This window comes from Endozoicomonas sp. ONNA1 (genome assembly GCF_024606325.1).
In the GTDB taxonomy this organism is placed as follows: domain Bacteria; phylum Pseudomonadota; class Gammaproteobacteria; order Pseudomonadales; family Endozoicomonadaceae; genus Endozoicomonas_A.
The window spans coordinates 1-24,739 of the sequence record NZ_JAHHPN010000092.1; the positions used below are offsets into that span (position 1 = coordinate 1).

Sequence of the window (24,739 nt, forward strand, 5' to 3'; positions counted from 1 at the left end):
ATTTATTGAGCAACGTCGCTATAATCTTGATTCATGCATTCACCCTTGCTCTGATCAATGGCTTTTCAAACAATGCTCTATATGGCGTCTCGCTGGAAGAAAGTTTTTCCGAAACAGCCCGCAACCAATGGCAGAAGGTTTATGCTCCACTGGATTATTTGTACACCTTGTTTAATTAAGAATGAGTAAGATGCAAGCGACGGATAATTAGATTATGAATCACCAAAAAATGATGGCGAAAATCCCATTACTGTACTAAAAGGTCTCATTAAAACAACTAAGTCCCAAGGACTTGTGACAGATTCCTCAGTGTGCTGGCCGGTTTTTTTACAACTAAAAACAAGCATATTAATAGTGGTACGGGAAGACCAGGTTTGTCGTTTCCTGGCAATAAAACAGTTATTCGAGTTAAGGATATGAACAATGAAAACATCCGGTAAACTAATACCACTATTCTCGTGCTTGTTATTGATCTGTTCATTCGCTCACTCAGGCGTATCGAAAGAAGAACAGTTTAACTTATTGAGCCACTACAATAATGCATCATTAGTTGGAGACAGTCTGAATCTGTTTATCAGCGGTTCCGGGCTGGCCGTTTCAACCCTGATCCAATATGGATTCTGGTACGGCATCTGCAAATCACCCGAGGTAGTATCAGCCCTTGCAGGTCGCTTTGACCTGTCAGGCACAGAAGAAAATGAGTTACATGGGATCAGAGCATCTTTTTGTCATCAACTCGCAGCCGTTATCACCTCCACTGAAGTTGCCTTAGCCGGGCACCTATCACCGTGGCCCCTTGAGCTGCCCTGGTGGCAACCACTGCGATTTGTAGGAACAGCCTACGTTGGTTATCAAACATACACTCACCAGAATCCTTATTCTGCCACCATTAAAACTGCGATTTATTTTACCCATGAGGTAGTGGCAAGAACCGTAACCGGAGCCAGTGCTATTCGGAGCTTGAGGAAACAGAACACAAGCACAATCCAACCTTTAGATTATGCCCGAAATGAATATTTCATGTTGTCATCAACTGCTAGCATGCTGGTCGGAATAATGTTCTATAAAAAGATGCTCGCCATAGGTTCAACATCTTTGGAAGCGGCCATTGCTTACTTGATATCTGCTGGATTGACGGAAACAATATCAGCAATAAGCTATCTTCCAGTACTTAATTCAGACAGTGCTGGTATAGAGGAGAAAGAAGCAAAAGCCATAGCAGCAGCGGGAAGCGGAGCCATAGCAGCAGCGGGAAGCGGAGCCATAGCCGGATCGATTACTACAGCCATATCCGCGGCCATGGTTTCCTGGGGCAGATCAGATCTATCCTTGAACATAGCTGAACTTATCACCATAACCTTAGCTATACCTGACGTTAGACACCTGAATGGAAGTGAGATCTTAATCGGAACGATAGCCGGAACCGGATCCATACAATTTTTATTTCAACAAAGCCGGATACTGGACTCAGAACATTTAATGAGAAACGGCGCTGTTACCTTGGCTCCTGCATTAGCTCTGGCTTTAATCAATGGCGTTTCAAACAATGCTGTTTATGGTTACTCACTTGAAGAAAGTCTCACCGAAACAGCCCGTACCCAATGGATGAAGTTTTATGCTCCTTTGGATTACTTGTACACCTTGTTCAATTAACAACGAGTTCGATGCGAGCGACGGCCAATTAAATTTCATCTTATGAATGAGCAAACAATGATAGCGTGAATTACATTGCTGTACTATAAGGAAAGCCTCATGAAAACAACAAAATTCTAAGGACTTATGACTCGTTCCTGCGCGTGCTGATCGGGTTTTCACAACCACAAACAAGCAGGTTTGTGGCGGTACGGGAAAACTCGCTTTGTCGTTTTCTGATAATAAGTCAGTTACTCAAATTAAGGATATGAATAATGAAAACATCCGGTAAACTAATACCGTTATTCTCATGCTTGTTATTTATCTGTTCGGTTGCTCACTCAAGCGTATCGAGAGAAGAACAGTTTAATTTATTGAGCCACTACAATAATACATCGTTAGTTGAAGATAGTCTGAAACTGGTGAGCAGCAGTTCCGGGCCGGCGGCTTCCACCGTGATCAATTACGGACTCTGGTACGGCATCTGCAAAACAACGGGGCTGGTCGCTACCCTTTCCGGTCGCTATGACCTGTCTGTCACAGATCAAAATGAGTTACAAGAGGTCAAATCATCTTTTTGTAATCAACTCGCTGCCGTTATCACCTCCACCGAGGTTGCTTTAGCCGGTCGCGTATCACCCTGGCCCCTTGAGACACCTTGGTGGCAGCCAATGCGATTTGTAGGAACAGCCTACAGTGCTTATGAAGCATACACTCATCGTGATCCTTATCTTATACCCATAAGGACTACGGCTTACTTTACCCATGAGGTAGTGGCAAGAACAGTAGCTACAGCCACCGCTGTCGGGGGTTTAAGGTATCAGAATGAAAGTACAATCGCACCTTTTGACTATGCCCGCGCTGAATATAACATATTGTCATTTATTGCTGGCATGATGGTCGGAACAATAGTCCATGAAAAAATGATCGCCAGAGGTTTCTCGCCGGGAAAAGCAGCTTTTGGTCACATTGTATCCAGCGTATTGACAGACGGAATATTATTAATAAGTTATCTCTTAAAACAAATTTCAGACGATGATATTAGAGTTGAGACAGCAACGGCAGCAGAAGTCTTAGCCGGAACGGGAACCATAGCTGGGTCATGGGCCACAGCCGTAGTCGGAGCCGTAGATTCTGCGCAATCACCAAATTCATTATTCTCGGGTCAATTCGCAGTACCCATGTTCGTGGCTATGCGTCTGACTCCTGCCAGAACTGAACTATGGTCCGTCGTTGGAATGATCACCGGATCGATAGCCGGATCGGGAGTTATGTACCTTCTGTGGCAACAACACTCAAAACTCGACTCAAACCATTTATTGAATAATGTTGCTCTTACCCTGGCTCCTGCATTGGCGCTCGCCTTGATCAATGGCTTTTCAGACAATGCGGTGTATGGCTACTCACTGGAAGAGAGTTTCACCGAAACAACCCGTAACCAATGGAAGAAATTTCACGCTCCTTTGGATTACTTGTATACCTTGTTTAATTGACAAGACGCCCTGACATCCTTCACAGGCGCAAGGCTTTGAGCTTATTCAACACTTCCGGTAAATGGCGAAAGTTCCGTTGCTGTACTATATCGTCTCTTGGCAGCAGCAAGACTCAAAGAACCCGGACCGAATGAGAGACTCCTATGTGCGCTGGTCATGATTTTACAGTTACAAAAAACAAACTACTCCCGGTTCGGGAAGATTCGGTTCGTCATTTACTGACCAAGAAATTAGTTGCCCGAATTAAAGACACAAGCAATGAAAACATTCCTAAATTAATGCCGCTGTTCTTGTGCTTGTTAATTATCTGTTCGGTGGCTCATTCAGGTATATCGAAAGAAGAACAATTCAACTTATTAAGTCACTACAATAATGCATCGTTAGTTGAAGACAGTCTGAAACTGGTCACCAGTGGTTCCGTGCTAGCCGTTTCCACCGTGATCAATTACGGATTCTGGTACGGCATCTGCAAATCACCTGAGCTGGTCTCTTCCCTTGCAGCTCGCTTTGGTCTGAATGGCCCAGAGAGAAATGAATTACAAGAATTCAAATCTTCTTTCTGTAATCAACTCGCAGCCGTCATCACTTCCACTGAGGCTGCAATAGCAGGACAAGTATCACCTTCGTCCCCTGAGCTGCAATGGTGGCGACCACTTCGATATGTTGGAACCGCATACATTGGTTATCGAGCATATACAAAATGCGACCCTGGTTTTATACCCATAATAACTGCGGCTTATTTTACCCATGAAATGGTGGCAAGAACGGTAGCCGGAGCTATCACCATACAAGCTTTAAGGTATCCTGACAGACCTTCAATCCAACCTGTAAATTATACCTGTCGTGAATATGCCGTATTGAAATCAATCACATGCGTGATGTTCGGGGCAATGCTTTATAACAAGTTTCTCGCCACAGGCTCTTCAACGGATAAGGCAATCTATGCTTATCTTGCGCTTGCTTCATTGATAGAGTTAGTACTGCCCGTGAGCCATTTTTCAGCATCTCATTCAGGCAGTGCCCATGCAGTCGAGCTACAAGCAGGAGCAGAAACCTTAGCGGGGTCAATGGCCACAGCCTCAGCCGGAGCCTTCTTTGTTGGGATCTTTGACTTAGCATTGTCCACAGCCGTAGCAGGTTATATGGTCTTCTCACTCAGTAAAACTGAATTTTTATCCGGAGTTGAAGACGAAGTCCTGTCTGGAGCTTTAGTCGGAGCTGGAGTCGGATTCGGAGTCGGATTCGGAGTCCTGATACTTCTGTTAAAACAAAACTTAGAGCTAGACTCAAACCGTTTATTGAGAAACATCGCTATTACCCTGGCTCCTGCCTTGGCTATCGCTCTGATCAATGGCTTTTCAAACAACATAGTGTATGGCTACTCACTTGAAGACAGTTTTTCCGAAACCGCCCATAACCAGTGGAAGAAGTTTTATGTTCCTTTGGATTACTTGTACACCTTGTTTAATTAACAATGAATGAGATGCAAGCAACGGCTAATTAGATTTTATCTTATAAATCGCCAAATAATGATGGCGAAAATTACATTGCTGCACTATAAAGCCTCATTAAAACAAAAAAGTTCTATGGACTTATGACTTATTCCTGCGTGTGCTGGTCATTTTTTTACAACGACAAACAAGCAGGTTAATAGTTTTTCGGGAAGATCCGATTTGTCGTTTTCTGACAATAAAACAGTTACTCGAGTTAAGGATATGAATAATGAAAACATCCGGTAATCTAATACCGCTATTCTCATACTTGTTATTGATCTGTTCGATCGCTCACTCAAGCGTATCGAGAGAAGAGCAGTTTAATTTATTGAGCCACTACAATAATGCATCGTTAGTTGAAGATAGTCTGAAACTGGTGAGCAGCAGTTCCGGACTAGCCGTTTCCACTGTAATCAACTACGGATTCTGGTACGGCATCTGCAAAACAACGGGGCTGGTCGCTGCCCTTTCCGGTCGGTTTGGCCTGTCCGGCACAGAGCAAAATGAGTTACAAGAGGCCAAATCATCTTTTTGTAATCAACTCGCTGCCGTTATCACCTCCACCGAGGTGGCTTTAGCCGGTCGCGTATCGCCCTGGCCTCTTGAGACGCCCTGGTGGCAGCCACTGCGATTTGTAGGAACAGCATACAGTGCATATGAAGCATACACTAACCGCGATCCCTATCTTATACCCATAATGACTACGGCTTACTTTACCCATGAGGTGATGGCAAGAACGGTAGCCGGAGCCACTACTGTCGGGGGTTTAAGGTACCAGAATGAAAGTACAATCCAACCTTTGGACTATACCCACACTGAATATAAAATGTTGTCATTTTTCACTGGCATGATGGTCGGGACAATAGTCCACGAGAAAATGATTGCCAGAGGTGTCTCTCCGGGAAAAGCAGCTTTTGGTTACATCATATCTGCCGTATTGACAGACGGAATATTATTAATAAGTAATCTCTCAAAACGTATTTTAGACGGTGATATTAGAGTTGAAACAGCAACGGCAGCAGAAGTCTTAGCCGGAACCGGAGCCATAGCTGGGTCATGGGCCACAGCTACAGTCGGAGTCGTAAATGTTGCGCAATCACCAAATTCATTATTCTTGGGCCACGTCACATTAGCCAACTTGTTTGTGGCAGAAAGTCTGACTGCTACTGTTCGAACTGAACTATGGTGCGCCGCTGGAATGGCGACGGGATCGGTAGTCGGAAGCGAAGTTGTGCATCTTCTGTGGCAACAACGCTCAAGACTGGATTCAAACCATTTATTGAATAACGTTGCTCTTACCCTGGCTCCTGCCTTGGCTCTCGCTCTGATCAATGGCTTTTCAAACAACATAGTCTATGGCTACTCACTGGAAGAGAGTTTCAGCGAAACAGCTCGTAACCAATGGAAGAAATTTCATGCTCCTTTGGATTATTTGTACACCTTGTTTAAATAACAGAGAGTTGATGCGAGGGTGAGAAACGTTACGACCTATGGGTGATGATGGTTAAAGCCCAGTCTGACACGATGGCTTGAAACATCAAAACAGCCCCATCTGTCCGTCAATCAACGTATTAAAATCAAGATTTATAAAAGGTAGAACTCCGTCCGCCACCGGCTTTAGCTGCTTGTCGATGTAATGTTGATAATCAATAGGGCTGGTGCAATATTCCAGCGGCTCAGGTCCATTGACTGTCATCAGGTACTGAATCCAACCTTTTCGCTGATACTTAAGTGATTTTCCCAGTGACTGATTGATCTCATCCGCCTTTCTGGCCGCCCTGACCTGGGGAGGAATGTTTTTAACATAGTCCTTGAGATTTCGCCGCAGTCGCTTTCGATATACCAGTTTGTCATCCCACGCTCCGGCCAGCGTTTTCTGAACGGTTTCCGTGACCAGCTTTTCCGGGGATTGATCATTAAACACTAACGAGAACAGTTCCGTTTGAAAATACTTGGCCAATGCCGTCCAGTCAGAACGCACCGTTTCCAGCCCCTTGAATACCAGTTCCTGTCCACCAGCAGTGGATTTAATGCCGGCATAGCGTTTTTTACTGCCGGTGTCCGATCCACGTATGGTAGGCATCAGAAACCTCTGGTAGCAAGTTTCGAACTCAAGTTCCAGCGCCGAGTCCAGTTGCAAATCTTCTCTCAGTTTGGCTGTCCAGCGGTCATTGATCATACGTTCCAGTTTTTTACCGGTCGATCTTGCCTGTTCATCGGAATAGGCCTCATCCAAAAGCACGAAAGTAGAATCAGTATCACCGTAAATCACCCGATAGCCCTGCCCTTCTATCCATCGGGCTGTCTGCTGCATGATTTCATGCCCTCGCAGGGTAATGGAGCTGGCCAACCGGGTGTCATAGAAACGACAACCACCTGAGCCCAACACGCCATAAAAAGAATTCATAATAATCTTCAGCGCCTGAGAACGGGCAGCATCGTTTTGCTTCTTGGCCTCATCCCTTTGAGCCCAAAAGGAAGCAATAATATCAGGGAGAAAATGCCGCTCACGTGAGAAAAGTGCGCCACGAAAACCGGGAATCGTACCTTCCGGTTCTTTCAAACCTTCTACCAGCCCGAGGGGATCAATTTTGAAGGTTCTGATGATCGAAGGATAAAGGCTCTTGAAATCCAGAACGATCACATTGCGATAGAGTCCGGGAATGGAATCCATGACATAACCCCCCGGACTGGCCAGACCACCCCCTTCTGGTAAATTCGGAGCCACATAACCGGCTCTGTGCAAACGTGGCATATAGAGATTGGTAAAGGCCTGGACTGAGCCTCCCATCCGATCAAGCTCCAGCCCGGTCAGATGACTGCGCAATCTCAGGTAATCAAGAATGTTGGTGTGTTCAAAAATCTCTTCAACCAGTCGGCAGTCTTGCAGGTTGTAACGGGCCAGCTTTTCCTTGTTATGGTGAAAGTCATGATTAATGATAGCCATCCGGTTATCTACGTCTTCTGTCGCTTTACCTTTGCCCAGCAGCGTCTGTGCCACAAACTCCAGACTAAAGCTGTCAAACTGATAGGTTGCAGCCTTTAAGGCCTCGATACCATCGATGACCATTCGACCGGGCAGAGTAATGAAGCCCTGTCCACTTTCACCTCTGCGATTTCTCCAGCTGGCTGCCTGTTGCCCCCTTCCCAGTTTTAACTTCATTCCATAGCGTTCCGCTCGTTTGAGCAGTAGCCGAAAATCAAAGTTAATGACATTCCAGCCAATCACTATGTCGGGGTCCAGAGTTCCAAGCGTCTCTTCAAGCGCCACAAGAAGTGCTTTTTCATCCGGAACCCATTGTATCCAGTCGACCCGCTCCTGATCGCCTACCATGATAACCCGTCCAAAGTCTCCTCCCGAAAGACCCACTGAGTAAAGTTCTCCCCGCTCGGAACATTCAATATCCAGGGAAACTACTTTGAAGTCGGGATTAAACTCTGCAGGACGAATGCGCGCATTGCGGTACTCCCGATAACCTGACTTCTGCACCGGATCTCCGGTGAATGCCACGCCACCGTAGACAAACCTCTCCATCAGAAACCGGTCTGCCAGCCTGACATCGGCTTCCAGCAACTCTATGCCTCTGGTACGAAAATATTCCTGCATCTGAAACGATTGCTGCACGTTATGACTATAAAGGGCAGTGACTGGCTCATGGCGAAAGTTCTTCAGAGGCAGCGGTTTTGCCTCAATCGTTGGATAAGTCCTGAAAAACTCACTCTGTAGCGGCTCAAACTCAGAGGAAACGACAAAGCAGACGGGACGCACCTCTTCAATTACCAGTCTTGCAGGGCCATCATCGGTGACAACCCACATAATAACTTCCGCCTGTCCCCTGTGGTCCTGGCTATGTCGGCTCAGAAGAAAGCCTCTGCGTACAGGCTCGGTATTTTGCAAGTCAGTTCTCAAATGTTGTTCTGTTTTCGGACTGGCTCCCGGGAGAGCATAATTTCCTGATATTAACATTGCCGCAGCAGCGCGGGGAGGCTAAAAACAAGAATCCGGATGGACAAACTCTCAGGACTGGCTAAAAATGGAGATACTTCAAGACCTTAACAAACGGCCCCTTGTGAGGGGTTGCATAAAAACACTGCTTCATCTTTGAACAGGGTGAAGTGATTTTTGAGATAAGAAAAATGACAGGTTCAGTTTAATGACATTACCTGACGATCTTGAATACCTGACAGGCTTTGGTAACGAACACGAAACAGAGGCATTACCCGATGCCCTGCCCAAGGCCTGCTTCAATCCTCAGAAAGTGGCTTATGGTCTGTATTGTGAACAGTTTTCAGCCACTGCTTTCACAGCGCCCAAACACCAAAACCGCCGAACCTGGACCTACCGAATCCGCCCTTCTGCTGTTCAGGGAAACTACCAGTGCTGGGATAAGAACCCCTTGCTGGAAACCGCTCCCCTGGATCTGCCTCCTGTGCCGAGCCCACTTCGCTGGGACCCCCTGCCCGCTCCTGAACAACCGACTGATTTTATCAGTGGCCTGACCACTATTGCAGCCAATGGTAAAGCCATCACGCAGATCGGTAGTGCCATTCATCTATACGCAGCTAATCAAAGCATGGAAAAGCGTTTTTTTTATAATGCCGATGGCGAGCTGCTGATTGTCCCTCAAACAGGGGCTCTGATGATCTTTACCGAACTGGGTCGATTACAGGTCAGTCCGGGCGATATCGCCGTGATTCCGCGGGGTATGAAATTCAGGGTCAACCTACTGGAGAGTCAAGCCAGCGGCTATCTCTGCGAAAACTATGGAGCCCCGCTCACCCTGCCGGAACGTGGCCCGGTAGGTGCCAATGGCTTTGCCAATGACCGGGATTTCCAATACCCCGTTGCCTGGTATGAAGATAAAGAAGGTGATTTCGAACTGATCGGTAAATTTGCCGGTCATCTTTATGTCTGTGAGCTCAATCACTCCCCATTGGATGTCGTTGCCTGGGTGGGGAATTCTGCGCCCTATAAATACGAGCTGTCCCGCTTTAATGCCATCAACACAGTAAGTTACGACCATCCTGACCCCTCTATTTTTACAGTACTGACATCTCAATCTCATACACCCGGCGTCGCCAATCTGGACTTTGTCATCTTCCCTCCCCGCTGGATGGTGGCTGAAAACACCTTCCGCCCCCCCTGGTATCATCGCAATTTTATGAGCGAGTTCATGGGATTGGTTCATGGTGTTTATGACGCCAAGGAAAATGGATTTGTACCCGGTGGAAGCAGTCTGCATAACAGTATGTCACCCCATGGTCCTGATGCAGACGTATTCAGGAAAGCCAGCGAAGCGCAGCTTAAACCCGTGCGTTATGAAAATACTCTGGCCTTCATGTTTGAATCCCGATACGTCTATGTACCCTCAAAATTCGCGATGGAGAGCGACATACGACAAAAAGACTATATTAAATGCTGGTCTGGCCTGCAGAAGCACTTTGACCCGAACCAGAAACCTTAAACAAGAATAATCATGAGTGTCAGGCTACGCTATTGGCTGCTGACACTCTGTTTTTCCAATGCACTCAGGATAGATAATGATTTCACTGAACGAGACTCATGACGTCAATCTCACCAGCTGGGTATATTGTGCTAACCAGTCAGACTGCGACTTCCCCATTCAGAATCTGCCTTTTGCTGTTTTTCGCAAAGGCAGCGAGCCCTTTCGGTGCGGCGTAGCCATTGGTAACCAGATTCTGGATCTCAAGGCGACAGCAGCACTGAAACCTTTTGACGGCAAAGCAGCCGACGCACTCGCAGCTTGTGCCCACGATAACCTCAATCCCCTGATGGAGTTGGGTTTTGAATATTGGAGTGCTCTCAGGCTGAGCCTGTCCAGGGCACTGAGAACAGAGTCAGAGCTTGAAAGCCAGCTGAAACCCTTTCTGCTCACCATGAATAAAGCCGAATTTGCCCTGCCCTGCCAGATTCGGGATTACACTGACTTCTATTCATCTATCTATCACGCCAAAGCAGTCGGTTCATTATTCAGACCCGATAACCCTTTGCTGCCTAACTACAAATGGGTGCCTATTGGCTACCATGGCAGAGCCTCTTCTATTGAAGTTTCAGGGCAGACTTTTCATCGTCCACAAGGTCAAACCAAAGCGCCGGATGCAGAACAACCCTTATATGGTCCTTGTAAACGACTCGACTATGAGCTTGAAATGGGCATTTTCATCGGTCAGGGCAACCCTCTGGGTGCTCCTGTTGCGCTGGATGAGACCGATCAGCATGTATTCGGAATGTGTCTTCTGAATGACTGGTCTGCACGGGACATCCAAGCCTGGGAGTACCAGCCCCTGGGACCGTTTCTGGCCAAAAGCTTTGCCTCTACCATATCGCCGTGGATTGTCACGCTGGAAGCACTGGCACCCTACCGAACCAGTTACCTTCGTCCTGCCGATGATCCACAACCCCTGCCTTATTTGAGCTCGGAAGAAAACAGCACCCTGGGAGCACTGGATATTCAGCTGGAAGTCCTGCTACAAACACCCGCTATGAAAGGTGCTCAGCAAAGTATGGAAAAACTGTCTCAGTCCAGTTTCAAACATTCTTACTGGAGTGTTGGACAGATGGTGGCTCATCACGCCAGTAACGGTTGCAACCTGCAATCCGGTGATTTGCTGGGAACGGGTACTCAGTCAGGCCCCAGGCCAGAGGAAGCAGGCTCTTTACTCGAGCTGACAAAAGGTGGCAAGGAGTCTTTGACCCTGACCAATGGTGAACAAAGAACGTTCCTGCAAGACGGAGATACCGTTGTCATGAGAGGCTGGTGCGAGAAAGAAGGCGCTGCCAGAATCGGCTTCGGTGAAGTCTCAGCCACCCTTCTGCCAGCAAAGGAGTAATGCCATGAAGCTTTATAGTTACTTCCGATCTTCAGCGGCTTATCGGGTAAGGATCGCCCTGAACCTGAAAGGACTGGATCACGAATTGATCCCGGTTAACCTGTTGAAGTCAGAGCAGACGAAGGAGCAATATAAAAGCATTCAACCCCAGGGACTGGTACCGGCAATGGCAGTCGGGAATAACAGACTGATTCAGTCAATGGCTATCCTGGAATGGCTTGAAGAAACCTGTCCGGAACCGACCATTATCCCGGGTGATGTCTGGCAGAAAGCCCAGATCCGCAGCCTGGCCAATATCATCAGCTGCGATATACATCCTCTGAACAACCTGAGAGTTCTGAAATATCTCAAGTCAGAATTTGCAGTGAGTGACGAACAGAAAAACCAATGGTACCAGCACTGGATAAAAGCCGGGTTCGAGGCTTATGAGCAGCAATTGGGGGATGACTATTTCTGTATCGGAGATACACCCACCCTGGCCGATATCTGCCTGATACCGCAGGTCTACAATGCCTTGCGATTTAAAGTATCGTTAACGGATTATCCAAAAATCCAGGCAGTCCATCAGCACTGCAATGAACTCAAGGCATTTATTGATGCCAGTCCGGAGCAACAGCCTGATAGCACTCTGTAACAGAAGCTCAACGCCGCTTCAAAGCAATGATCGCCCTGCGATCGTTGATAGCCAGGTAAGCTAACTTTTCGAATTCAGGGTATTCACCGGGTTGATAAAGATTTTTCTTGACGACGATCTGCCGAGTGACAACCAGTGTATTACCCTCCATCTTATAGTGACTGCTGTATGAGCCTGCCCCGTTACGCACCTCGAGGTTTTCAGGCAGCCGGGTTACTTTGTAGTTTTTTGGCAGTTTCATGCGGTGATCCCATCGATAATGTCGAGCTCCTACCGTAAACGGGAACTTGCGTTTTCCATCCACGAGATAAGTTCTCAGTGCCAGCACATCCTGAAAATCAAGCCCTGGTGCTGTGGTGATAAACCCTTCCCTGCCCAACTGAAAAGCGTAGGGACTGTGCCAGTCACCCTGATAAGCAGGCTGTCTTTCCAGATCATAAGCAGGCGTTCCCCAAGAAATATTACCAAAGCCACCACTCAAGGTGTCCGCCAGAAGATTACTGGCCTTCCATTCACCACTACCACTGGATGCCAACAACTCCCGAATCTGTTCTCCAATAATTCCAGTGCCAGTGACCATACTCTCTCCTCTCAAAAGTCCATTACTGGAGAGCACTGACTGGTTTTTTACCCAGTAGCGGTTCTGATCTGGTTGCATGGCAGGAAGATATCGAGTTTCGCCTTCAGGACCGGCCACTACTACCCGTTTGCCCGAAAGACTATAATCCAGCAACCCGAACGTAGACAGTGGCGAAACAGGGTTGAGCCAAGTGTTCAACTCAGGGATGAACAACAACACATGATTGAATTGCATGGAAGTCGCCACCGGCCAATCCTTATAGCTGTCATCCCAGCTGACCAGTGCCGGCTTTGACTCAACACCGCGGGCTTTTAACAGTGCCTGCAACAACAAAGCCTGATCTTTGCAATCACCATAACCATGACGAAGAATCTCTTCCACCGGGTGAGGAACCAGCATATCCTCCAAATTGAAGCTGAGAGACAGGTAATTAATATTTTGTGCCACCCAGTTATAAATCAGGACGGCCTCTTCCCTGGGATGTTTGGCTCCCTGTGTGATCTCCTCAGCCAGCGCACGGATTTCATCACTGTCAGTCTGCCTGTTCAGGCTGCTCTCATAGTATATCTGACCGATCTCTTCCCAGCTTTTCAGTGAGGTCAGCGCAAACATGGGCAGTACATCATCCGAACTGACCATATTTGGCTCCATCTCCTGATAAGGGAAGTTTTCGAGGCTAACCGTTAACTCTTTTCGTTTGCCTTTCCGGGACTCTTTCACAGCAAACTCGCCTCTACTCCCCCATTTCATGGGTATGTTTTCAGGCAGCAGAATCGTAGCCACTATTTTCTTCTGCTCCAGTTCCAACTCAGGCTGTAGTGCCATATTAAAGCCCATGGGACTTTTCTTCTTCACCACATGCTTGAACTTCAACTTCATGATGCTGCCAGGTATTAAGCGGGAAAAAATGACCACAGCTTCCCTGTTACGCCGCTCCTTATCACGCCCGCCCAGATCCTGTTCGTAAATATTCTCTTTTTCAACCGGGAACACTTTTCCGTCCGGATGGGTGATCGAAGCTTCCAGAACTTTCAAGGATTCATTTTCGGAAAAATAACTATAGTGATATTCCTGCATCTCCTCCGCACCCGCGGGGGTCAGTACCTGATACTCCAGCGTTACAGTACGGGTATAAGTCAGATCATCCTGAATCTCGATGCGATAATCCGACAACAGATTGCGATAGTCCTGAACAGCTTCATCCGCCTGAACCAGACCTGAAATGATCAACAACAATAAGGACAAAAAAGCAAAATAAACACGCATAAAATCATTTTCACCAAACATAACTCCTCCTTAAAATGAATGGAATTCACGCATGAATTTAGACCGTTAATATTGTAAAAGTTCAGCGTAGGCCGTTATTTAGAGGCTGAGACGCGTCGAAGGTAGTCAAGATTCATTCGGACCGTCGCTTCAGAGCCACTCCATAAGCATGGTGACTTGATGGCTTCTTTTGCATACCTCAAACAATAGGTTCAAGCATTTTTAGAAACTCAGCCATAGTGTTTGCTAACTTGCGATGAGGTTTCTTACCGACTTTTTCTGCCCAGATATCACCGGTTTCATTATTCAGGGTAAGATTGATGTCTTCCATATCGGTGACGGCAAAAAACAGGGTAACAGGCTGACGGAGTTTGCGTTTCATCCAGATGTGTCCCAGCAGATTTTCCTGCAACCGTTCAAAATCTCCGGAGCTCCAGGCAAACAATAATTCCAGCCCCCCTTCTTCGGTTCTGGCGGGCAGGTTCGCCGAGTAAAAGCTGCCGTAATAGGCTTTCAGATCCGGATGTAGCTCCAACTCAACTGCCGATTCAATATTGCCAAAATCCAGCTGCGGCTCGCACTCCACAGGCTGCCAGCCCACTTCTGCTCCATCCATGACCTCCTGCATTTCGCAGGGAGAGGGCCAGTCACTGTCATGTTCAATCACAGGCAACGACTGATGCTCTAACTGATAGCGGTTCCTGAATTTCTGCTGAAAATCAATCAAGGCATCTTTGACAGTGTGGCTGCTGGGCATAGGGACTTCCTGAGTCAACAAAAAATAGCGGAAAGGTGAGTATAACGTCCTCCGGCCTGTTCGTGCTGAACTTTTGCCTTGCCTCAACTCGTTCCCACGCTGGGAACCACAGAGCTTAAAAGCGTGGGAACCAGTGCTCTGTAGGGAACAATTTCATAACGAATCTTGATATAAAAGGGAGAGTGGGTACTCGGCAGGTATAACTGCATCACTCAAGCTGAATGACTCCCGCCTTTGCGACAGCCTCCTTCGCGGGAATGAAGACCTCCTACATTATCCCCTGCAGAGGAACCAGGGTTTTACAACAGGCTCCGAAACATGGGGACGGGGATGACTAATTTTTTGGAAAAAAAAAGCCCACTGTAAGAAGTGGGCTTTTTTCATTGAAATCACTTATATGGTAGGCGGTACTGGAGTCGAACCAGCGACCTTTACGATGTCAACGTAACGCTCTAACCAGCTGAGCTAACCGCCTGAAGCTGCTGCGTATGTTATCAACGCAGCTGAAAAATGCAAGCCCCGATGCCCGATTTATCTGATAGAAAATCAAACGCCTGGCTGGACCCGAAAATGATCAAAATACATACAAAGCAAAGCATGTATATAGCTAAAATCCGCTCAATCCTCTGTACAAAAAACGTTCATATTGTTGTCCCGATGAATATCTGACAACAGATTACGAACAGCTGTTTCCCCTGTTAAAGCAGCGCAGATATAAGCGCTTGGCTACTCTGGATGAATCCTGAACCGATTAGTTTTTTTAAGGACTGAGGATTAATCAATGCTCTCTGATTTGGGATTTTGAACTATTTCTTGTTTTTCAACTCAAATCTAATAAGTGATACATCTGTACCACTCAAGATCAATGACGTTTCGTAAGCCAACGCCTCAGGCAGAGTGACTCGAAGAGGTTATATTTTTATACCAAAAAAACTGATTAGGAGAAAAAAATGTTATTAATTAATAAAAAATCTTATCTAAAAACTGCCATTCTATTTCTTTTTGTTTTTACTTCCGGTGTCAGCACCGGTAACGCACAATCATTTGACCTTGAAGAAATAACAAAAAAATTTGGAAAAAGCGGTATTCATATAGAAGTTTCTACCTTTACGAGCACTAGCAGTACAGTGACGAAAAGCAAATCGGTTAATGGAAAATTAAAGCGTCATCAACAGATTAAAAGCAACTCATGCAATGGCAAGATAATTTCTACAGTTGATAAACCTAAAAGTCTGACTGCTAATGAATTTTATGCTGAGACGGGGCTGTTGACTATCAGCTCTGGCATAAAAAGTGGGAGCAATGAAATCAAGATTTCTTTCTTTGATCCTGATACAGGGCAGTCTTTAATGTTGACACTTTTCAATCAGCCACAATATTTTCAAATAACTCAGGCTATGGTTTCAAATAAGAAAAAAAGCACCAACAACATCATCTCAGTCAACAAAGCTGCAAGTGCTATTGATGGAAAAGTTAATTTACACTGGTCTGTCAAAGGCCCTTCTAAACGATTCAGTGTCTATGTTGGTAAAACGTTGCTGGCCAGCTTTAATACCCCCAACTTCCCGGTAAAAGAAATATTTATAGATAATGGTAGAGAGATGCTCATTGCTGAATTACAGGCCGCTTCAGGCCAACATTGCAAACTGCCCGGTGCGATGGGTCATGTTGAGGCTTTTTCTAAGAATTTTATCCATTAATATCGGTCAATCCCCCTACACGGTCTCTGTCAGGCAGTCTGGTTATCCTTTCAAAGACCGGGATGGCCTGTTGGTGCGAAAACTATAATCAGGCTGCCCGGCCTTTTAGTTTGAGTGCGTATTGGGGCTAAAGCTGTTCGTTTTTCTCACAGGCTTCGTTAAAGGCTAAAGTCATTTCAATACCCGATCCCTGAGTTTGGCCACCTGATCACGGACGGCTGCCGCTTCTTCAAACTCCAGGTTGCGGGCATGCTCCATCATCCTGTCTTCCAGCGTCTTGATCGTTTTAGCCAGTTCCTGAGCCGACAGTTCAGGGTGATAATCCGCTTTTGGTTCTGCCACCTTACGACTGGGTTGCCCTTTCTTCTTGCCGGGAATGACTGCGCCCTCAAGAATATCCGACACCGACTTATGGACACTCTTCGGTGTAATGCCATGCTCTTCGTTGTAGGCAAGCTGTTTATTACGACGACGTTCGGTTTCATCGATCGCCCGCTGCATTGAGCCCGTTATTTTGTCGGCATAAAGAATGGCCTTACCGTTGACATTACGTGCTGCACGACCAATGGTTTGTATCAGGGAGCGGTCGGAACGGAGAAAGCCTTCCTTATCGGCATCGAGAATGGCCACCAGAGATACTTCCGGCATATCCAGACCTTCCCTTAACAGGTTAATGCCCACTAGCACGTCAAAAGTACCTATCCGCAGGTCACGTATGATCTCAACCCTCTCTACAGTATCAATTCCAGAGTGCAGATAGCGGCAGCGAACACCGTTTTCATGGAGGTAATCGGTTAAATCTTCCGCCATACGCTTGGTCAGGGTGGTCACCAGGACTCTGTCGCCTTTAGCCACTGTTTTATTAAGCTCAGTAAACAAATCATCCACCTGAGTCGTGGCAGGACGAACTTCAATCTCCGGATCAACGAGCCCGGTAGGTCGAACCACCTGATCCACTATCTGCCCCTGATGTTCCGCTTCATATGGGCCGGGAGTCGCAGAAACAAAAATAGTTTGCGGGCGTCGTCCCTCCCACTCTTCAAATTTCAGGGGTCGGTTATCCAGCGCCGAAGGCAGTCTGAAGCCATATTCTACAAGCGTCTCTTTACGAGAGCGATCGCCTTTATACATTCCACCCACCTGGGGTACTGTGACGTGTGATTCATCAATCACACACAAGGCATTATCAGGAATATAATCAAACAGTGTGGGAGGTGCTTCGCCGGGCCGGGTACCGGACAGATAGCGGGAATAGTTTTCGATGCCGGTGCAGTACCCCAGCTCCAGCATCATCTCCACGTCGTACTTAACCCTTTGCTCCAGACGTTGTGCCTCCACCAGTTTATTGTTGTTTCTGAGCACTTCCAGACGTTCAACCAATTCTTCTTTAATAGTTTCTGTGGCCTCGAGAATAGTCTGCCGTGGTGTCACATAGTGAGTCTTGGGATAGATAGTCACCCTGGGCAGTTTTCTGAGCACTTCGCCGGTCAGAGGATCAAAGACACTGATCTCTTCTACCTCTTCATCAAACAGCTCCAGCCTGACGGCTTCTTTTTCAGATTCTGCCGGGAAGATATCAATGACGTCTCCGCGCACCCGGTAAGTTGCCCTTTTCAATTCCGTATCGTTGCGAGTGTACTGCAGCTCAGCCAGCCTGCGCAGAACTTCCCGCTGGTTAATTATTTCACCCCGGGAGATATGCAGCATCATCTTCAAGTACGACTTAGGATCACCCAGACCGTAAATTGCTGAAACCGTCGCAACAATAATCGCGTCGTCCCTCTCCATTAACGCTTTGGTGGCAGAAAGCCTCATCTGCTCTATGTGCTCATTCACCGAGGCATCTTTCTCGATAAAGGTGTCTGAGCTGGGTACGTACGCCTCAGGCTGATAGTAGTCGTAGTAGGAAACAAAGTACTCAACCGCATTGTCGGGAAAAAACTCCTTGAATTCGCCATACAATTGCGCAGCCAGGGTCTTGTTATGGGCCATTATAATGGCGGGTCTCTGCAGCTTTTCAATGACATTGGCAATAGTGAAGGTTTTTCCTGAACCGGTCACCCCGAGCAACGTCTGGCAGGCCAGTCCCGAATGAATGCCCGCCAGCAGCTTTTCAATAGCTTCAGGCTGATCCCCGGAAGGCTGGAATTTTGATGATACCTTGAATGACTTTCCCATATGTATCCACTGGCAGAAGCTTTTAAAACCATCGTTGATTATAAACAGCCCCGGACCTTAAATGCAGCCTGAGAACACTGCACTTAATCAGAAAAAGCAGGCAAAAACGGCGCGTCACAAAAATACAAACAGAGTTTCGGTTTTCAGATGGCGCAGTGAAGAGGGCTTGTGTATTATGCCCATTGCTGATGCATGATTCCCCGGCAAGTCTGCTTGTCAATCTTATAGAGTTCACACCGGAATCAGTGTCAGTCAGGGGTCTGGCTTAGAAGTGCGCCAGGAGCCTGTCTGATTTCATACGGGTTTGAACGAAACTGAGGCGCAATCCCGCTCCCTTCAGGGGCGAGTAGTTCACTAACGATTAACGAGGAACATCGTGACTGGTCAACCTTCCCACCGCGTTCAGATGGTCAAACCATCACCTACCATGGCAGTCACTGCCCGTGCCGCTGAACTTCGCGCTGCCGGTCAAGACATTATTGGCCTGGGTGCCGGTGAACCCGACTTCGATACTCCTGATCACATCAAGGCAGCTGCGATCAAGGCTATTAACGAAGGAAAAACCAAGTACACTGCCGTTGACGGTACTGTAGAACTGAAACAGGCCATTATTAACAAGTTCAGGCGCGACAATGGTCACGAATACGCGCCAGACCAGATTCTGGTTTCCTCCGGTGGTAAACAGAGCTTCTTCAATCTCTGTCTGGCGCTGATCAACAAAGGGGATGAGGTCATTATCCCTGCCCCTTACTGGGTTTCCTACCCGGATATGGTGACGATTGCTGAAGGTGTCCCGGTGATCGTCAAGGGCAGCCTGGAGAACCGTTTCAAACTGACTCCGGAGCTGCTTGAAGCAGCCATTACCCCAAAAACCAAACTGGTTGTTCTGAACAGCCCGTCCAACCCTTCCGGTACCGCCTACACCCGTAAAGAGCTGGAAGGTCTGGCCGCTGTTTTGCTGAAGCACCCTCATGTTATGGTGGCTACCGATGACATGTACGAGCACATCCTCTGGAGCGATGAGCCATTCTGTAACATCCTGATGGCCTGTCCGGAACTGTACGACAGAGCTATTGTTCTGAACGGTGTCTCCAAGGCTTACTCCATGACCGGATGGCGTATTGGTTATGCCGGTGGTCCCGCCTGGCTGATCAAGAACATGAAAAAGATTCAGTCCCAGAGCACCTCCAACCCCTGCTCTGTTGCTCAGGCTGCCGCTACTGAAGCTCTGGCCGGCTCTCAGGAGTGCGTAAAGGAGATGCTGGTCTCTTTCAAAAAGCGTCATGACTATGTCGTAAGTCGTCTGAAGAAGCTGCCAGGTGTTACCACCATTGAAAGTGACGGTACATTTTACACCTTCCCTGACTTCAGCGAAGCCATGCAGAAGCTGGGCCTTGAAAAAGACACCCAGCTGGCAGAAATGCTGCTGGAAAAAGGCGTTGCCCTGGTGCCGGGTTCAGCCTTTGGCATGGAGGGCTGTATGCGTCTTTCCTATGCCACCAGCGATGAAGCCCTGAAAAAAGCCCTTGACCGAATGGAAGCTGCCCTAAGCTAAGCTTTCTCATTCCCCCTGCCAGCATTCATTTCGAATGCTGGCTCTGTGGGTCAGCGTTGAACGGGATACCCTGTTCAACTCAACCGTAACACATCTTTTGAATCATACGGCCCTATGCTTAAGGAGTAGATGTACTGTCTTGATAATAAATCCAATAGCCAGAGTTAGTTTTCTGAGCAGACGCTTAAACACCCAAAAGCCAGAGCATTGAGGTTTTGATGAACTTTTTCCACAAATACAAGCTAAGTATTCTTTTGAGTTTATGCGGCATAGGCTGTCTGGTCGCATACCATGCTATCGGTGCATACATCAATAAAGATGGAGTATTAATCGAGTCGTTCGGCTTTCTACCTTTATTCTGGATTTTTCAACTACTGGCTTTGGTGGTACTAACTATCAGCTTTTTCAGGTCCAGATGAGCCAACCAAATTTTAACTCCGTCGGTATTTTCAGTTCAGACAATAGGAGTTCAGCAGCGACTGAACCATTCTAAAACCCTTGTTAACGGACGACAGCACACTGCTCTGCGTGCCAACCCGGAAAAGGATTCAGGTGAGTCAATAAAAACACTTTCTCAGCTCACAAAAACCAATACCAAAGCGGGCAAAAAGTTTTTAATATGAGCGAAGCCGGAGAGCATGGACAGCCACGGCCGTACAGAAAGGTCTACAAAAATACTCAAGCCCTGTCGGACCATAAAAGAACGCATCGAAAACGCAAGCCTGCTGATGCGAACCAGAACAATGGCTTAAGCCCCAAGAAAGGTAAAGTGAATCAGTAACGATCTGGCAGCCACTCTTTCATGAAGTTTGCTCCGGCATCATCTATCCTTCCTCTCCGTCAACCAGAATGCAAGGATAGAATTATTAAACACCCACTCTATGCCAAACATCTGTTGCTGCTGTTTCTACTGTTGTCGTCTGTCGTTTGTCAGGCCGAACCATTGACAGGACGTTTTATGATCGAGCCGGGATCAGGTTTGCCGCCCGATGACAAACGACACAGGGTTAGCAGTTACAGAGTTAATCGGGTTGCTTACGAGCTGATTCTGACAGCCAGAAATGTCCATTTAAGCTCCGTTCTTTTTTCATGTTATTCACGGCTAACTATAGAAATAGTTGTCCTTGTCAGTTGGCTTATGCTGACAAAGGGAGATTGCCCGTTTGTGACCACCACTATGATGGCGGCTTCCGGAGATAACCCACCACAAGACCCGGCCTCAGGGTCATCCTGCCAGGGAACCCCGGGGACAACCTGCTATTCTACACGCTTTTTCACCTGTCTCGAGCGTTCTGGCTCAGGCGGGGATAACAGAGACCCTCAACGACACTCGCATACTTTAGGTTTAAATTGTTTCGTCCATCCCTGTTATGGCGTTTGTCAGTTCCGACCATCAGGAGCAACATCCATTGATCCTGAGATCGCTGCACACCCCCAACCCATCTCACCTTTACAGATAGGGATTGATATTGCTGATATCCAGCCCCCATGGAATTTTGACTCACCGACCAATAGCGAGAACCACTTAAATGATACCGCCATGGATGAGATCGAAATACCGGAGAATTTTTCGTTCACCTCTGATGATTTTGCACAGATCGATGAATGGCTCGACCCAGAGAAGCCTTTTGAAGAAATCGAAGCTTCCCTGACACTCAGCCATTCAGAAACACAACAAACAGCAACCGAATCAACCCGATTGTGCCAGGGCCAGCCGCATCTTTCACAGCCAGACGCAATACAAGCCACAGAGCACAGCGGACAACGAGCCTGTAAAGTGACTGTGGTCGGTGGGAATGGTCAGCCGCAGCCGTGCGGGAAAGTCTTCAAGAATGCTCAAACTCTGGCGACTCATAAATACCAATACCACAGCGGGCAACAAACCTGCGAGGTGAAGATAGTCTCACAAGGTGGCCGGGCGCAAACCTGCGGGCAGATTTTTAAGAATATAAAAGCTTTGTCGGCTCACAAAAATCAATACCACACCGGGCCAAGAGTCTGCGACGTGATTCTGGTCGGAGTGCATGTTCCGCCACGGCCGTGCGGAAAGGCCTACAAGAGTGCCTTAGCTCTATCGGTTCACAAAAGACAATGCCATACCGGGCAAAGAATCTGTGACGTTATCCTGGTCGGAAAGGATGGCCAGCGGCGACCATGCGGAAAGGTTTACAAAAATGTCCAATGTCTATCGGCTCACAAAAGCCAATACCATACTGAGCAAAGAGTCTGTGATGTGAGCGTAGTCTCAGGGCATGGTCAGCCACGGCCTTGCGGAAAGGTCTGCAAAAATGTTCAAGCCCTGTCAAATCACAAAAGAAAAGAACACACCGGGCAGCAAACCTGTGGCGCAACCGTAGCCGGAAAGGATGGCCAGCCGCGGCCATGCGGGAAGGTCTGCAAGAATAGCAAAGTTTTGTCGGCTCACAAAAGCAAATGCCACACCGGGCAAAGGGTTTGTGACGTGACCCTGGTCTCAGAGGATGGCCAGCCGCGCCCCTGCGGGAAGCTTTGCAGGAATGGTCAAGCCCTGTCGGACCATAAAAGAACGCATCGAAAACGCAAGCCTGTTGATGCGGGCCAGAACAATGGCTTCTGCCCCGAGAAAGGTAAAATGAATCAGTAACGCTCTGACAGCCACTTTTTCATAAAGTTTGATCCATGATCACTTTGGCAATGTTGTTGACTTTTGACCTGAGCTCATTCAGTCCAACTGTTCAAAGGCCGTAAGCGTTGATCTAACCCTTCTAAGTAGTAACAATAAGGTCCAGCCATTGGTTCAGGATACCCCCTAAAAAAGCCCTTGTTCTGATGCCGAATGCAGCCTCAGGAATAGAAGACTGCATGCGTCTTTCTGACTTTTTTTCGGCAGAAGCCATATGAATAAGCTATATAAAAGACTCGTGTAGTTTTTTGATCTGATCACCTCAATGCCCTTTACCAAGCTCTTTAGATTCAGAATCCGCAGTTGGCTGCGAAAAGCTCAATGTACCCCGACCTGCTTACTGTTGGCCTGCAGTGTTTCCATGCCTTGCCTGTCTCAGCCTCTGGAAAGAGGTCTGCTGGCTAGCCCTAAATCCCTGCACCCTCACTATTTCGGCGGTTCTCCCGGTGCCCAGGTGCTCAAAGATGTTTTTGAAGGTTTAATGGTACAGAACAAAAACGGTGAACCCGTGCCCGGCGTTGCCAGCAATGTTGAACGCGATCCTGATGGCATCCGGTACACCTTTATCATCAGGGAAAATCTGAAATGGTCCGATGGCAGTGCCCTCACGGCTGAAGACTTTGTCCGTAGCTTCAGGGCACTGGCCGACCCTGAACGCCGAGCCACCTACCGCTGGTACTTGAAAGCCGCGAAAATTACAGGAGCCGAACAGGCTCTCAATGGCAAACCCGAGGCACTGGCGGTCAGGGCATACGAAAATAAACTCATCATCGATCTGGATCAGCCTGCACCTTACTTTCTGGACTTGATGACCTTCCCCAGCTTTCTCCCTGTCCATAAGATTAATCTCAAAGACGACGCCTCAACCATTCCGGTCACCAACGGTCACTTCCGGATTGATCAGGTAATTCCGCAAACCCGTATTAAATTAATCAGCAACCCCCATTACTTCCGTCATCTGAGTAGTGACCTGAAACAGATCAATTATCAGGTTATTCCATCAGTCCATCGTCAGGTAGAAGAATTTGAAAACCACTCACTGGATGTAACGGCTCAGTTGCCAGCGCTGCATATTGGGGAGTTAAAGAAAAAGCACCCTGTGTCTGTGTTTGAAGACCAGGTTCTATCCACCGCCAGCCTGATAGTCAGCCCCAAAGTGAAAGCCCTGCAAAACATAAAAGCAAGACAGGCTCTATCGATGGCAATTGACCGGGATACACTGGTCAAAAAGATATTCCCTCACAGTCGTACCACACCAGCCTGCAGTTTCGTGCCTCCTCATACACGGGACTTTAATCCAGACCCAGCCAACTGCAAAAAACTCTTGGACAACCCGGATCGTAACGAACAAGCCATTAAGTTACTGGCAGAATCAGGTATTAAAGGGAGTGATATAAAGCTGACTATATTATCCAGCCCCAGGTACAACTCTCTGGATGTTCTGCCAGAGATCTGCCATCAGATTAACAGCACACTGGGCACCTCCCTGAGCAGTAAGAATGAAGAATGGGATAGTTACCTGGAGCGGATATCCAAAGGAGACTTCGAACTGGCATGGTATGAATGGTTAGCCGATTACAATGATGCTACGGCTTTCCTGACCCCCCTGACCGAAAGTCAATTGTTTGGCCCTTTCAGGGATCCAGCCTATCTCAGGGAACTCTCACTGGCTGCGAGCAAGAAAACCGCTGTGGCCCGTTTACCAAACTATCAGAATGCTGAAGCCATTCTGGCCAAAGAATTACCACTGATCCCTGTTCTCCACCCTTCCCGGGTAACACTCGTCAACCCTGATATTGGTGGCTTCTACTCCACCAATCCTGAAGGCTGGGTCCATAGTTGGAACCTTTACCGTATACTTGACTGACCCGATGAGGAGTGGGCAGTGTTTCCGGACTTTTCATCCGCCCCCTATACTGAGAGAGATTACTTATGCT

At 47.5% G+C, this 24,739-nt stretch carries 17 protein-coding genes and 1 tRNA gene; 13 read left to right on the forward strand and 5 right to left on the reverse strand.

The features are described from left to right. Positions 1-423 precede the first annotated feature (423 nt). The 4 genes from KDK19_RS02060 to KDK19_RS02075 all read left to right on the forward strand — a co-directional run bounded on the left by KDK19_RS02060 (position 424) and on the right by KDK19_RS02075 (position 6,071). The gene (locus KDK19_RS02060) at positions 424-1,653 is read left to right on the forward strand and encodes a hypothetical protein (protein ID WP_257291247.1); all 1,230 of its coding nucleotides are present in this window, start codon (positions 424-426) and stop codon (positions 1,651-1,653) included. Positions 1,654-1,907: 254 nt separating this feature from the next. After that, positions 1,908-3,125 carry a hypothetical protein gene (locus KDK19_RS02065; protein ID WP_257291248.1) on the forward strand — a complete coding sequence of 406 codons (1,218 nt, stop codon included), beginning with the start codon at positions 1,908-1,910 and terminating at the stop codon, positions 3,123-3,125. 143 nt (positions 3,126-3,268) lie between these two features. Further along, positions 3,269-4,597: a hypothetical protein gene (locus KDK19_RS02070; protein WP_257254991.1), complete on the forward strand. Its 1,329-nt coding sequence runs from the start codon at positions 3,269-3,271 to the stop codon at positions 4,595-4,597. A 250-nt stretch (positions 4,598-4,847) separates the two neighbouring features. Beyond that, positions 4,848-6,071, forward strand: a complete 1,224-nt coding sequence (locus tag KDK19_RS02075) for a hypothetical protein (protein WP_257291249.1) — start codon at positions 4,848-4,850, stop codon at positions 6,069-6,071. A gap of 84 nt (positions 6,072-6,155) precedes the next feature. Here KDK19_RS02075 and KDK19_RS02080 read toward each other — a convergent pair whose 3' ends face one another. Continuing rightward, positions 6,156-8,528 (reverse strand): DNA polymerase II, encoded by a 2,373-nt coding sequence (locus KDK19_RS02080; protein WP_306801297.1) that lies wholly within the window; start codon positions 8,526-8,528, stop codon positions 6,156-6,158. Between the two features lie 244 nt (positions 8,529-8,772). Between KDK19_RS02080 and hmgA the strand changes: the two genes are divergently transcribed. The 3 genes from hmgA (at position 8,773) to maiA (ending at position 12,104) form a co-directional block, all read left to right on the forward strand. Beyond that, positions 8,773-10,083 (forward strand): homogentisate 1,2-dioxygenase, encoded by a 1,311-nt coding sequence (gene hmgA, locus KDK19_RS02085; protein ID WP_257255625.1) that lies wholly within the window; start codon positions 8,773-8,775, stop codon positions 10,081-10,083. Positions 10,084-10,159: 76 nt separating this feature from the next. Then, positions 10,160-11,470 carry a fumarylacetoacetase gene (gene fahA / locus KDK19_RS02090; RefSeq protein WP_257255624.1) on the forward strand — a complete coding sequence of 437 codons (1,311 nt, stop codon included), beginning with the start codon at positions 10,160-10,162 and terminating at the stop codon, positions 11,468-11,470. A gap of 4 nt (positions 11,471-11,474) precedes the next feature. Further along, a complete protein-coding gene (maiA, locus tag KDK19_RS02095; RefSeq protein WP_257255623.1) occupies positions 11,475-12,104 on the forward strand; it encodes a maleylacetoacetate isomerase in 630 nt (209 codons plus the stop codon). Between the two features lie 7 nt (positions 12,105-12,111). Here the strand turns inward: maiA and KDK19_RS02100 are convergent, their stop codons facing one another. The 3 genes from KDK19_RS02100 to KDK19_RS02110 all read right to left on the reverse strand — a co-directional run bounded on the left by KDK19_RS02100 (position 12,112) and on the right by KDK19_RS02110 (position 15,182). Then, positions 12,112-13,971: a DUF3857 domain-containing protein gene (locus tag KDK19_RS02100; protein WP_257255622.1), complete on the reverse strand. Its 1,860-nt coding sequence runs from the start codon at positions 13,969-13,971 to the stop codon at positions 12,112-12,114. A 178-nt stretch (positions 13,972-14,149) separates the two neighbouring features. After that, positions 14,150-14,707, reverse strand: a complete 558-nt coding sequence (syd, locus tag KDK19_RS02105) for a SecY-interacting protein (protein WP_257255621.1) — start codon at positions 14,705-14,707, stop codon at positions 14,150-14,152. Between the two features lie 398 nt (positions 14,708-15,105). Next, a tRNA-Val gene (locus KDK19_RS02110) sits at positions 15,106-15,182 on the reverse strand. Positions 15,183-15,657: 475 nt separating this feature from the next. Here KDK19_RS02110 and KDK19_RS02115 point away from each other — a divergent pair. Next, entirely contained in the window at positions 15,658-16,407 is a 750-nt protein-coding gene (locus KDK19_RS02115; RefSeq protein WP_257255619.1) for a hypothetical protein, read from the forward strand. Between the two features lie 171 nt (positions 16,408-16,578). Here KDK19_RS02115 and uvrB read toward each other — a convergent pair whose 3' ends face one another. Continuing rightward, positions 16,579-18,585 carry an excinuclease ABC subunit UvrB gene (gene uvrB, locus KDK19_RS02120; RefSeq protein WP_257255618.1) on the reverse strand — a complete coding sequence of 669 codons (2,007 nt, stop codon included), beginning with the start codon at positions 18,583-18,585 and terminating at the stop codon, positions 16,579-16,581. A gap of 406 nt (positions 18,586-18,991) precedes the next feature. Here uvrB and KDK19_RS02125 point away from each other — a divergent pair, with 406 nt between their 5' ends. The 5 genes from KDK19_RS02125 (at position 18,992) to KDK19_RS02145 (ending at position 24,669) form a co-directional block, all read left to right on the forward strand. After that, a complete protein-coding gene (locus KDK19_RS02125; protein ID WP_257255627.1) occupies positions 18,992-20,140 on the forward strand; it encodes a pyridoxal phosphate-dependent aminotransferase in 1,149 nt (382 codons plus the stop codon). A gap of 218 nt (positions 20,141-20,358) precedes the next feature. After that, on the forward strand, positions 20,359-20,559 hold the full coding sequence (locus tag KDK19_RS02130; protein WP_257255617.1) for a DUF3955 domain-containing protein: 201 nt from the start codon (positions 20,359-20,361) through the stop codon (positions 20,557-20,559). Between the two features lie 200 nt (positions 20,560-20,759). After that, entirely contained in the window at positions 20,760-20,921 is a 162-nt protein-coding gene (locus KDK19_RS02135) for a hypothetical protein (protein ID WP_257255616.1), read from the forward strand. A 21-nt stretch (positions 20,922-20,942) separates the two neighbouring features. Beyond that, complete coding sequence (locus KDK19_RS02140) at positions 20,943-22,763, forward strand: hypothetical protein (RefSeq protein ID WP_257291250.1); 1,821 nt, start codon at positions 20,943-20,945, stop codon at positions 22,761-22,763. A gap of 400 nt (positions 22,764-23,163) precedes the next feature. Further along, complete coding sequence (locus tag KDK19_RS02145; RefSeq protein WP_257255614.1) at positions 23,164-24,669, forward strand: peptide ABC transporter substrate-binding protein; 1,506 nt, start codon at positions 23,164-23,166, stop codon at positions 24,667-24,669. The last annotated feature ends 70 nt before the right edge of the window (positions 24,670-24,739 follow it).